The organism is uncultured Fibrobacter sp. (genome assembly GCF_937877005.1).
Lineage (GTDB): Bacteria > Fibrobacterota > Fibrobacteria > Fibrobacterales > Fibrobacteraceae > Fibrobacter.
Map to the genome: position 1 here is coordinate 1 of NZ_CALEFV010000103.1, position 11,599 is coordinate 11,599.

8 protein-coding genes and 1 pseudogene are annotated in these 11,599 nt (G+C 50.8%); 7 read left to right on the forward strand and 2 right to left on the reverse strand.

The genetic code is table 11. The features are described 5' to 3' along the window. Positions 1–1,582, forward strand: a 1,582-nt coding sequence (locus tag Q0628_RS05170; RefSeq protein WP_298768791.1) for a hypothetical protein, incomplete at its 5' end; no start/stop codon positions are given. A 163-nt stretch (positions 1,583–1,745) separates the two neighbouring features. Here the strand turns inward: Q0628_RS05170 and Q0628_RS05175 are convergent. Beyond that, on the reverse strand, positions 1,746–2,558 hold the full coding sequence (locus Q0628_RS05175) for an RNA polymerase sigma factor RpoD/SigA (RefSeq protein WP_298768792.1): 813 nt from the start codon (positions 2,556–2,558) through the stop codon (positions 1,746–1,748). Between the two features lie 285 nt (positions 2,559–2,843). Between Q0628_RS05175 and Q0628_RS05180 the strand changes: the two genes are divergently transcribed. The 6 genes from Q0628_RS05180 to Q0628_RS05205 all read left to right on the forward strand — a co-directional run bounded on the left by Q0628_RS05180 (position 2,844) and on the right by Q0628_RS05205 (position 9,645). Then, on the forward strand, positions 2,844–3,623 hold the full coding sequence (locus Q0628_RS05180; protein ID WP_298768794.1) for a class I SAM-dependent methyltransferase: 780 nt from the start codon (positions 2,844–2,846) through the stop codon (positions 3,621–3,623). Positions 3,624–3,626: 3 nt separating this feature from the next. Then, positions 3,627–4,784, forward strand: a complete 1,158-nt coding sequence (locus tag Q0628_RS05185; RefSeq protein WP_298768796.1) for a glycosyltransferase family 4 protein — start codon at positions 3,627–3,629, stop codon at positions 4,782–4,784. After that, positions 4,777–5,802: a lysylphosphatidylglycerol synthase transmembrane domain-containing protein gene (locus tag Q0628_RS05190; protein WP_298768798.1), complete on the forward strand. Its 1,026-nt coding sequence runs from the start codon at positions 4,777–4,779 to the stop codon at positions 5,800–5,802. Before Q0628_RS05185 ends, Q0628_RS05190 begins: the two co-directional genes overlap by 8 nt. 60 nt (positions 5,803–5,862) lie before the next feature. Next, positions 5,863–8,061 (forward strand): UvrD-helicase domain-containing protein, encoded by a 2,199-nt coding sequence (locus Q0628_RS05195; RefSeq protein WP_298768800.1) that lies wholly within the window; start codon positions 5,863–5,865, stop codon positions 8,059–8,061. Next, positions 8,058–8,867 carry a glutamate racemase gene (gene murI / locus Q0628_RS05200; RefSeq protein WP_298768802.1) on the forward strand — a complete coding sequence of 270 codons (810 nt, stop codon included), beginning with the start codon at positions 8,058–8,060 and terminating at the stop codon, positions 8,865–8,867. Before Q0628_RS05195 ends, murI begins: the two co-directional genes overlap by 4 nt. 139 nt (positions 8,868–9,006) lie before the next feature. Then, a complete protein-coding gene (locus Q0628_RS05205) occupies positions 9,007–9,645 on the forward strand; it encodes a hypothetical protein (protein ID WP_073318447.1) in 639 nt (212 codons plus the stop codon). Between the two features lie 1,630 nt (positions 9,646–11,275). Here Q0628_RS05205 and Q0628_RS15685 read toward each other — a convergent pair. Beyond that, positions 11,276–11,599 (reverse strand): annotated as a pseudogene (locus tag Q0628_RS15685) (acyl-CoA dehydrogenase); the annotation flags it as partial.

Sequence of the window (11,599 nt, forward strand, 5' to 3'; positions counted from 1 at the left end):
CATCCATTTATATCAGGAACAGCAGCTCGCTGTCCTTGATTCCCTGTTCCTGCAGTTCAATATTGATTTGATTCCGGCCGATATCGGTACGCCGGAAATGCTGGTGATGATAAAGCAGGACCTGAAGCGTTACGGCTTCGATGCGGACCAAATCCAGAAAGTGTTCATGCCGACAAGGGATATCGTCATTCTGTCGGGCAAGAACTTCAAGCTGAAGGGTAACCTCAAGGACAGCGTCTCGCTTTATCCTGGTGTGACTTTTGAAAATCTTGCCACGATTACCTCGGACGAATATGAACGGGAGATTCCCGTGACGGTAATTGACAGGTTCCCGTCTTCTCAAAATGTCGAGTACTGGGATACCGATGGCGATGGCGTCCTTGATCAGATTGTGACCGTATTTGACAAGAAACTGACTAAGGAAGATATTGAAGGGACTCTGTATATGACTTTCCCCTGGTATAGCTATCGAGGAATGATTATTCAGCTGCAGGCGCAGCCGGCGGATCTCAAGATTGATCCAAAGGATTCCACCCGTGTCATTTGGGAAGTAACGTCTCCGACGCGTCTTGCTTCGGGTGTGACGAGCATAAGTGACAAGTTGCCACAGGCAAATGTGTTCACTTACTACTCCATCTTTGGCGAAACCTTTGTGAGCGAAGAGGTCGCCCCGTTGGTCGACAAGATGTCGCCGGTGGTTGCTAGTGCGACCTTGAGCTACGGCAAGAAGGCGGATACCCTACTGGTGGTATTCTCGGAACCGATTTCGTCTAAGAATCTGAAGGGAAATGACTATTTCTCCTATATTCATGGCGAGGAGACGATAGAACTGAATCCTTCCCGTATCGACTGGTCTTCGGATGGTCTCACTGCGAAGTTGGTATTCAACGGTAGCCAGGGAACGATTATGCCGGGCGACTCGCTTGTGATCCATAAGGGGGCTCGCGATGCCATCAAGGATAATTATGACAATATCGCTGGAGAAAAACCTCAGGCGGTCATTATCGGAGGTCTGCTAAATCACCTGGTTGAATCGACGAACATGGGAACCTTCGACATTAATGATGACCGTGTTGTCGGCGAAGATGATGGAAAGACCTACACGTTGCAGACCGTGAGCTCCGTGAACCTGCGCTATGTGCCGGGCACCACGACGAAGGAAGATATGGAGAAGGAAGGTGCGCTTGGGCAATTGGTGCAACTGGGCGAACGCTTTGTTCCGCAGCTCCTTGACAGGGCTCAAGTCTCTGCCGATGGTACCTACGACCCGTCTGTTCTGGATTCGCTGAAACCCGAAGATGTGTACATCTCCTTCATTGTGAACTACTTCGATCATCTGGGTCAGTACGTGAACGACACGACGATCACGGTGCCGTGTAATAGCTGGAAGTTCGGCGGTAATTGCCTCGAAACAGATAAGAAGGTCTTTGTGAATTGGAACTTCAAGGATCACAAGGGTCGCTTTGTTGGAACGGGCGTATATAGTGTTCAGTTCAAGATGATTGTCCGCTACGAGAATAAGAAAATCGAAGAAGAAATTAAGGACAAGTGGGGCGTTCGTCGCAAGAAACACAAGAAATGATACTCTAGCGTCGTCCAGGACGCTCTGTATATTGATAATTGAGAGTGATCGCCAAGGGCGATCACTTTTTGTGTGGGGTGTACATGCGGGCTGTAGGCTGGCTAAAAAGCAAAACGCCCCGGTCTTAAACCGGGGTGGATTGCAGGGTGAAACGAAGTGAACCCTATTTATTTATAGCTGCGAGGAACGCTTCTTTCTTGTCTTGGAGAAATTCCTTGCTGTTATACTTGCGAATACGACGGAGTGCTTGGTCGCGCAGCTGGCGGACTCGTTCGTGTGAAATGTTCATAGATTCGCCGACTTCGCGGAGAGTCTGCGGCGCTTCCTGGTTGATGCCGAAGATGCCTGTAATCACTTTTGCTTCGCGTTCGGGCAGCTGTTCCATGAGGTCGCGAGCGAGAACTTCGACGCTCTGAATTTCGGATTCGGCCTCTGGGTTGGTGGCGCCGCCATCGGGGAGCACTTCGGCGTAGGTCGCCTTGGAGTCCGCCTTGAGCGGGCTATCGAAGGAGACTCCGCGCTGACCGATCTGGATGAGTTCGCGAATTTCCTCGTTGATTTCTTTACCGCGGGACTGTTCGTGCAAGGCCTTGCGCACGCGGAGGTGCTGGTTGGCCGGTAGACGAATTAGGTTGCCCTGTTCGTTGATAGCGCGGGTAATGTAAGCCTTGATCCACCAGACGCCATAGCTGATAAACTTCAGTCCACGGGTGTGTTCAAAAGATTCAATTGCGCGGACGAGCCCCATGGCACCTTCGCTGACGAGGTCCGGCAGCGGTATCGGACAGCCGCGATACTGGATAGCGACCTTCAAAACAAAGCGCATGTTGGCGGAAATAAGTTTTTTGCGGGCGATTTTGTCGCCTTCCTTTGCTTTTTGGAAAAGAATTTGTTCTTCTTCACGAGAAAGGGGGGCGGTGCGTCGAATATCTTCTAGGTATCTTTTAAGAGTTGTATCTGTAGAATCAATATGCATTTTTCAACCTTACATCTTTAATATCGTTTTTTTTTAAGCAAGTTGCATGCCAATAGTGTAAAAAAATCGTCAAGGTGCAAATTTTGGGGTGATTTTCACCCGTTTTTATCATGGTGTTGCCTAAAATAGAAATTTTTGTCATAAAAACAAGTTGGTTTGTCTAATATTTATGACATTGCGGGAGCGGATAGTTTTTCATTCTGTTGTATTCCCATGGTCAAAGAATGTTGCAAATGAAAAAGGAAAACTGCTATTTTCGCCTAGATTTCGTATATTTTGTCCGTTATGTCTATTAAAGAACCCGATCAGTCTGTCTGGAACCGCTTTTGGAAAGAAAAAAATGACATGGACAAGGTTTATCCTTCGTCCCCGTCGATTATGCGTGCAATCAAGAAGAATTTTAAGCTCGATGGGCTGAAGGTTCTTGAGGTTGGTGCCGGCACGGGTCGCGATAGTGCGGAGCTTGCTCGCCTCGGTGCGGAAGTCTACGTGCTTGATTTTGCGGAAAACAGCTTGAAAATTGTCGATGGTATTCGTGCCAAGGATAATCTTTACGATAATTTGAAATTGATTCGTGGTGATGCTTTCAAGGCTCCGTTCCCTGACTGTACTTTCGACTTAGTTTTTCACCAGGGCTTGGCGGAACATTTCAAGGATTCGCTTCCGTTGATCAAGGAAAATTTCCGAATTCTGAAACATGGAGGCCATTGTCTGTGCGATGTGCCGCAGACGGTCCATCTCTATACGGTTATCAAGCACATCCTGATTGCGATGGACAAGTGGTTTGCCGGCTGGGAAAAACAATTCACTATGCCGCAGCTTAAAAAACTGATGACCGATGCCGGTTTTGAATGTGTCTATCAGTATGGCGACTGGATGCGTCCGAATCTGTATTATAGAATCCTTCGTGAAATCGGATTCAAGGTGGGGGTGGAACTCCCCAAATATCCGCTGCACGGGACAGCTTACCAGAAGGTCAAGGATGCAGTTCTTGATGCGCTGGAAACGAATCCGGTGATGCACTATACTCAGTTGTGCATAGGGGTTTTGGGCAAGAAGCCCTAGCCCATGAATATACTTGTTGTCAATTACCGTGACCGATTGCACCCTGCTGCCGGTGGGGCGGAAAAACACTTGCATCGTATTTTTTCCGAAGTCGTCGAGGCGGGGCATAAGGTCGTTCTTCTGACCACGGCGTTTCCTGGTTGCAAAAATCGGGAATCGGTCGATGGAATCGAGGTTGTTCGCAAGGGCGGCGATTTGCTGTTCCAGCTCACGGTTGCGTTGAATGTCCGAAAACTTGATCGTGAATTTCATTTCGATGTCGTGGTGGAGGACCTGAATAAGTTACCTCTCTTTACTCCGTTCCTGATTAAGAAGCCGGTTGTGGTGCAAATGCATCATTTGTGGCGTTCCTCGATTTTTCATGAAGCGGCATTTCCGGTGGCGTTTGTCGTATGGCTCTTTGAACGCATGATCCCCTGGTGCTATCGTAAGCAGCCGTTCGTGGTCGTAAGCCCGAGTACCAAGTGGGAGCTTTCGGAAATTGGCGTGGACGAAGATCGTATCAGCGTCGTTTACAACGGCTCCGAAGATCCGGAACCGCAAGCGGATCGTACTTCGTTAGGACGGCCACCTGTGGAAGCGGATGGGATGCCCTACTTTTTGTGGCTTTCTCGCGTACATCGATATAAAGGTATCTGGACGGCTCTTGAGGCGTTCGAAGAGTTTGCGGAGAATCATCCGGATGTCAAGTTGCTGGTGGCGGGAGATGGCCCACTGCTGAAAAAGCTGCCGTCCTGGATAAAGCAACGCGGACTTGAAGAGCGGGTGTCTCTACTTGGCTTTGTTTCTTCGGAAAAGAAACGCGAATTGCTGAGTGGGGCAGTTGCCTTGCTGCAGACAAGTTTCAAGGAAGGCTGGGGCCTTACGGTGGTGGAAGCGGCTAAACTTGGTACGACGACGATAGCAAGCGATGTTCCTGGGCTTAGGGACAGTGTCAAGAACGGCGAAACCGGATTGCTCTTTCCGGTGGGCGATGCGCATACCTGCGCAATTGAAATGGACCGGCTTTACAGCGACGATGATTTGCGTACTCGGCTTTCTGAGGAAGCCCAAGCTTATGCAGATGAGTTCCGTTGGGATATCGCGGCGGAAAAGACGCTCGACTTGCTCCAGGAAGTAGTGATTCAGCATCAGGTGGCGACGGGGGGAGGCGATGAATAAAAATTTCAAGTCGTTCCTGATTTTTTGCCTGAAGTTGGTCGTGACAGTTGTTCCTGCATATTTTGTATGCCGGAATATCGTCATGGATCCGGACTGGAGCGTCGATGATCTTTACCGATTGTTTGATACCCACAGCTTGTGGCCGCTGATCGCAGCGTTTTTGTGTTTGGGATTGTCGAACTTTACTGCATGCTTCCAGTGGAAACTTCTGTTGGAACGCCAGAACATTCGGCTGGGTTACGGTCATCTGCTCAAGCTTTATTATGTGGGTCTTTTCTTCAATAACTTTATGCCCGGCAACGTGGGCGGTGATGCCAAGAAAATTTATGACATCCGCATGCAGGGTGGGCAGGATACGGTTGGTGCGGGCTTGACGGCGACTTTCTTTGATCGCTTGTTTGGGCTATTCTTTATTACCCTGTTTGCGCTTGCGGTTGGTCTTCTCTTCTTTATGCATGATGCTGCACAGCGTGCCTTCATGTGGCCGTCTTTATGGATTTTCATGGGCTTTTGTGCTCTGTTTGCGTCGCTGTTCAGCCGTCGCCTAGGGAGTCTTCTGTGCAGAATTTTGGCCAAGGTGTTCCCGCAGAAAATAAACACGCGGCTGATTCATATGTTTGGCCGTTTCCAACAGTTCCGTTCTGTGCATCTTTGGCTTTCTATTTGTGGGCTTTCTGCCGTAACGCAGGCGCTTCGAATTCTTGTGCATTTCTTCTGTGGCGTTGCCGTTGGTGTGGATCTCTCGATTTCCTGGTATTTCTACTACATTCCGCTGGTTGCCATTGTAAGTGCCCTCCCGATATCAATTGGCGGTTTTGGTCCGCGTGAACTTTTGGCGCAGTCCCTGTTTGCGCGAGCTGGAGTTCCTGGGCTCGAATCGGTAGTGATTCAGTTGCTCGCTTATTTTGTGAGTCTCGTGCTGAGCTTGTTCGGTGCGTTCGTTTTCCTGCTTGGGAAGCCTGTTTCCAACAAAGCTCGTACCAATAGTAATGACGTTACGGCCAGTGTGGGCGAGTAGCGGTTTTTAGATAGCGGAGGCTCTGTACGCGTTGCGGGGCCCCATTCCTTCAGGGGCGTTATGGACGCCGAAAGTTTACTGAAAGGTCTGAATTCCGATCAGCGTGCGGCGGTGTTGCACGATCATGACCGGAATGGACAGTTGCTTATTTTGGCCGGTGCGGGTTCCGGCAAGACCTCGGTTCTGACGAAGCGAATCCAGTATCGAATCATGTGCGGAGTAAAGCCGGAGTCTATTTTGGCGTTGACCTTTACGGCGAAAGCTGCCGCAGAAATGCGGGAACGCGTGCAGCAGTTGTTTCCCGATGCGGGTGTTCGACTTTGTACATTCCATTCGCTTGCTCTCCATATGCTCAAGAGCAAGATTCCGGGGCCGCCTGGTTCCCCGGGAAAGTTTGCGTATCAGGTGATGGGCTTTAAGAAAGTTCCCGTGCCGATGGAATCTTCAAGTCGCGAATTTTTACGCGCATTGTCTAAGCTGAAGTTGAAATCCGGCCGTGTTTCGCGCGAAATGCTTTTTTCGGATGAGTATGGGTCGATTGCAAAAAAACTGGAGCCGCTTCGCAGGTCGGTCCTAGAATCGGGTCAGGTCGTTTTTGAAGACCTGATTTATCTTTCAATTAGCTTGTTGGAAAGTAACGAGGAAGCGCGATATTTTTTTCAGGAGCAATGGAAAGAAATTCTAGTGGATGAATACCAAGACATCAATCCGTCGCAGTACCGCTTGGTCAAGAACCTGCTGGGAAATCGCAGGCAGCTGTTTGTGGTGGGGGATGATGACCAGGCCATCTACGGATTTCGCGGTGCCGATATCGGCAACATCAATCGTTTTCGCGATGACTTTAAAGAAAGTTCGCTTATTCGTTTGGAATGGAATTACCGTTCGGTTCCGAACATATTGAGAATTGCGAATGAAATCTTCGTGAACAAACCCTTGCATTTGCAAAAGTTTCTACGGGCGGGGAATCTAAATGGATCGGGAGGAAATCCGCTATATAGGGAAAACCGTAAACCAGAAGTGTGGATTTCGGAGGATCCGGTAGAAGAAATGCGGAAAATAGTACTTTCGATAAAGCAACTTCGGGAGTCCTATGATTTAAAATGGGAAAATTTTGCCATTCTCGTCCGTTATAATCGTCAACGCCTTTATTATGTGCAGGCTCTGAAGGATTATTCCGTGCCTGTTGCGGGAGAATCCGTGTTGGAGGAATCTTCCGGTGATAATGCGAAAGAGACTTCTGAGGTCGAGGGAGTGCATGTTGAAACGGTTCATGCGTCAAAGGGACTGCAATATGCGGTTGTCTTTTATGCTGGTCTTGCAGAAACGCTTACTCCGGGACGATGCGAGGGATCTTTTCGGCAAAGACGAAAACAGATGGAAGAAGAGCGTAGGCTCTATTATGTAGGGGTCACGCGGGCCGAGGCATGTCTGTTTTTGTTATATTGCAAGCGTAGATTCTGGAAAGGGCGCATGCGACGATTCAAAAGGTCTCGTTTCTTGCCTTGCTCCGAAAACAGGTCAAAAGTCCGTATGCCGTTTATTTTATATAAACTATATATTCTGTCTGTCGTGCTGGTGTATATGGCATGGCAGTTTATAAAGGTCCCGTATGTCAGAATTCGCTACGGCAAGGATGCCCGAATTTGGATCGATCGGAAAATTCAGGATTTTGCTCGCTTTTGCATGAAGGTTCTGCGTGTCGACTTGACGATCGAAAATCAGGCGATGCTAGGCAAGGTCGATTGGACGAAACCCGTTTTTGTAGTGGGCAACCATAATTCCCTGGCAGATATTCCGATCGTTTTTCTTGCGATTCAGAAAACGATAGGCTTTGTCGCGAAGCAGTCTTTGGGTCGTATTCCGTTTCTTAATTTCTGGATGTCCCGGATCGGTTGTGTCTTTGTGAATCGCGAAAAGGATGGCGCTGCCGGTGCCATTCGCAAGATGATTGCTGCAGGACATGGATCTCCGCGGATTTTCATATTCCCGGAAGGCACCCGTAGCAAGACGGGGGCGCTCGGCCCCTTCAAGAGCGGCGTGTTCCGCTTTGCCTGTGAAAACGACGGAATCATCTTGCCACTCGTCATACAGGGATCTGGCTCTGTCTGGGAGCGTCGCAAAGATTCTAAGCCTTGCCAGGTTCATGTCAAGATTCTGGAACCCTTCGATATAGTCGCTTTGCGTAAGGATTTGCCTCGGCTTGAACCTAGAACGGTTTTGCTTCCTATGGTACGCGCACGTATGGAGGAGGAACTGTGATTGGCGTGTTCGATTCGGGTTTTGGGGGCCTCACGATTCTCCGGAATCTGCAGAAGGCGCTTCCACAGTACGATTACCTTTACCTGGGCGACAATGCTCGCGCCCCTTACGGTTCCCGCAGCTTCGAGACGATTTTCCGCTACACGCTGCAGGCCGTGCGAGAACTTTTCAGCCGAGGCTGTCCGCTGGTGATTCTTGCTTGCAACACGGCGTCTGCCAAGGCACTCCGTAGCATTCAGCAGGACATTCTCCCATATGAGTTTCCCGACAAGCGTGTGCTTGGCATTGTGCGACCCACCGCTGAAGAAATTGGCAGGTTCAGCCGGTCGGGACACATCGGCATTTTCGGAACGGCGGGAACGGTTTCTTCGGGCAGCTACCTGATTGAAATCAAGCATTTTTACCCTGGCCTCAAGGTGACGCAGCATGCCTGCCCCATGTGGGTGCCGCTGGTTGAATACGGCGAAAGGGAATCCGAGGGGGCGAAGTTCTTTGTGAAGAAGGATATCGACGCCCTGCTTGCCGAGGATCCCGAAATCGATACGCTCCTGTTGGCATGTACGCACTACCCGCTCCTGGAAGGGGCAATCCGTGCTGCTTTGCCCGAGAAGGTACGTCTGGTTTTCCAGGGGGATATCGTGGCTGAAAAGACGGTGGACTACCTGAGACGGCATCCTGAAATGGAAAATCGTCTTACAAAAAATGGAAAAACCCGGTTTTTGACGACCGATACCGCGAAATTCTTCGAAAAAGGGGCCTCGCTCTTTGGAATGACGGGTTTTTCGGCGGAATCGATTACCTTCTAGCTTATTTTTTTGTATCTTGCGTATTGGAATAAGCAACGGACTACCATAAGTAGTCCGCTTGTAAGATTTATATAAAAAGGGGACCCCGGACCAAAAATTCGGGGTTCCCAAAGTTTAACCTAACTAGAGTGGATGACAAATGCCTAAAACACAGATCAATCTCGAAGGTTGGCAGGATTATCGCGGCAACGCTGCCGGTAGCCTGCTCTACGTCGAAACCAGCCACCAGTCCGAAATGCCGGTCCGCGACCAGCTCAACGAAAACGGCAAGGGTTTTCTTTACGAACCCAACTACGAAACCAGCACCTATGGCCTGATGAGCTGCTATAACGTGAAGGCGATCAATGCAATCCTCAAGGCTAAGAGCCGTTACATTCTGTTCGGCACCCGTTACGAAGGCCTGAGCGATTCCGAACTCCGCAACAAGTACTTGATTATGGGTTATATGCGCATCGACAAGATCAAGGATGTGCGTACCCGCCACATCCAGCGCTACATGGCGAATCCGGAACTTGAAGAACCGGAATGCATGCAGATGGAACACAACTGGGCTGTCTATGGCCCGATGCGCTTTGTGTCCATGAACGACGCCTTCGTGGTGACCGACGAAATCCTCAAGGAATGGGGCTACCGCGGCCATGCTTCTCGCCAGCTGAAGGCTGTGTTCAAGAAGGAACATCTGGAACAGATTCTTTCTTACCTGGATTCCAAGGACGATATGATCGACGAATACATCGCGACGGTCGACGAATACAAGGAAGCTCTCGAAGAAGGGTAATGACGTCGCTTTCGCAACGAAAAAAAGCGGGCATTAGCCCGCTTTTTTTTGTTGAGTAGGAAGTAGACGGTAGAAAGAAAAATACTGTCTACTTCCTACTTCAAACTTCCTACTTTTTTACCGCCTTCACGGTCGTGGTCTTCGTCTTCACGAGGTACATGCCCTGGCGCAGCTCGAGACGCAGCGTGCCGTCGGCGTTGAGGGCCTGGCCCTTGATGCCGCTCCACACGAGGTTGCCGTTCAGGTCGAAGACTTGTGCAGGCATGTTGCGGTCGTTGAACACGAACTTGGGGGCCTTGATGATGCCGCTAGAAGAGCATCCCGTGGCCACGATCTTTGCGATGTAGATTCCAGTTGCGTCACTGTTGAAGGTGAGGGCGGTCGAGCCGTTGTCGCCTTCCTTTTCGAGATCAACTGTAGTTTCACTCCACTTGCCTGCTGCTGCGGGACGGCCATACTGATAGTCCACCCAACTGCCCCCATTGGCGGCGCCTACGTTCACGTAGGCGTTGGAATTGTCCTGGCTGCGCATGGTAATCACCAGTTCAGTGCAATTTGCCAGTGCGGCGGCGCCTTCTTCGCTGATATTCAGAAGCTGGCTCTTGTAACCGCAATCGGCCTGCTCGCAACCGGCGAGCGGTACGCTGACATAACCTGTAACTCCATCGAGGGCGCCTGAGTTGTAGGTGACCGCACCGAGGTCGTCACTTATGGCCTGCCAGGTAGAAACGTCGGTGGTCTTGGAGTAGTCAATAATCACGACATCTGCAGACGGGGTAATGACCGGTTCAGAGTAGTTCGGGTCGGTGGTTTCGTCTTGGCAGACGGTGACGGTCGGGGCGGCTGCGGTCCTAGTGAGAACGAGCGTCGTTACCGAGCGTGCGGGGAGCATGTAGCAGCTGGCGATGGTGATGTTCTTGCTCTTGAAGCCGTTTTCCTTGGACTGCACGGCAGTGGCGACGTTCATGCCGCTAATCGCCGGAGCGCCAAGCTGAATGGCTGTCTTGCCGGTGTTGATGACAACCACGGAAACGGAGTCGCCGGAGGCGCTAGCGAAGGCGACCGTCTTGAGGTCGTTTTCGGTGGTGGAGGCCGCAATGGCTTTCCAGCCCGGATTCACGAACTTGGAGTAGTGACGCATGGCGTGGTATTCGGGGCCAATGACGATGGAATCATTCTTGCAGCTGCCCCAATTCTTGGCGCACACGCCAATCAGCTGTCCGCGGCCTTCACCCCAGAAGAGTTCCCAGGCGATGTAACCACCGAGTTGACCGTCGGTAAAGCCGACCTGCATAATGTGGGCGAGGCCCACCATGTCTTCTTCGCGGGTCTTGTCGAGCATGTTGCAGAACTCGGTCATGATAATCGGTTTGCCCTTGCCGCCGTAGGTGGAGCCGATGGACTTCATGGCCTTGCGGAAGTTTTCGTTGTTGATGAAGGTCTTGAATTCGGTGTTAGCGAATACGAACTTTTCGTCGAGGTCCTTGTCGCCGGTGAAGAGGTCAGCGTAGTTAGCATTGGTGATGGTAGCCTTAGCGAACCAGTATTCAGCGGTTTCGATGGAGTCTTCGCCGTAAGCTTCTTCAGCGCGAACCATGATTTCAGCGAGGGTTTCGATACCCTTGTCTTCAACGATTACGCCGTCCTGAGTGGTGTATCCGCCGATAATCCGGCTTGCCGGCACCGTCAACGAGAAGATGGGGTCGTGCGTATTGGAAAGCTGATGCACCTGCTTGAGGGTTGGTGCGCCGCGATCGAAGACCCCGGGATCGGTCTCTTCAAGAATCACCATGCAGGAGGTCTTGATTTTAGGATCGGCCGAATCAACGGCAGCGGTGACGAAGTTGGCAACCGCCATGTTGGTAATGAAGCGGCCGCGCTTTTCGACCTAGAGCATCGGCTCTTCGCCTCCTTTCCATTCCGCGACCGACACGCGTCCGCACATAACGCCGGT

Excerpts from the sequence above, each read along its gene's own strand:
- Q0628_RS05175 (WP_298768792.1), bottom strand. The coding sequence starts at position 2,558 with ATGCATATTGATTCTACAGATACAACTCTTAAAAGATACCTAGAAGAT.
- Q0628_RS05180 (WP_298768794.1), top strand. The coding sequence starts at position 2,844 with ATGTCTATTAAAGAACCCGATCAGTCTGTCTGGAACCGCTTTTGGAAA.
- Q0628_RS05185 (WP_298768796.1), top strand. The coding sequence starts at position 3,627 with ATGAATATACTTGTTGTCAATTACCGTGACCGATTGCACCCTGCTGCC.
- Q0628_RS05190 (WP_298768798.1), top strand. The coding sequence starts at position 4,777 with ATGAATAAAAATTTCAAGTCGTTCCTGATTTTTTGCCTGAAGTTGGTC.
- Q0628_RS05195 (WP_298768800.1), top strand. The coding sequence starts at position 5,863 with ATGGACGCCGAAAGTTTACTGAAAGGTCTGAATTCCGATCAGCGTGCG.
- Q0628_RS05205 (WP_073318447.1), top strand. The coding sequence starts at position 9,007 with ATGCCTAAAACACAGATCAATCTCGAAGGTTGGCAGGATTATCGCGGC.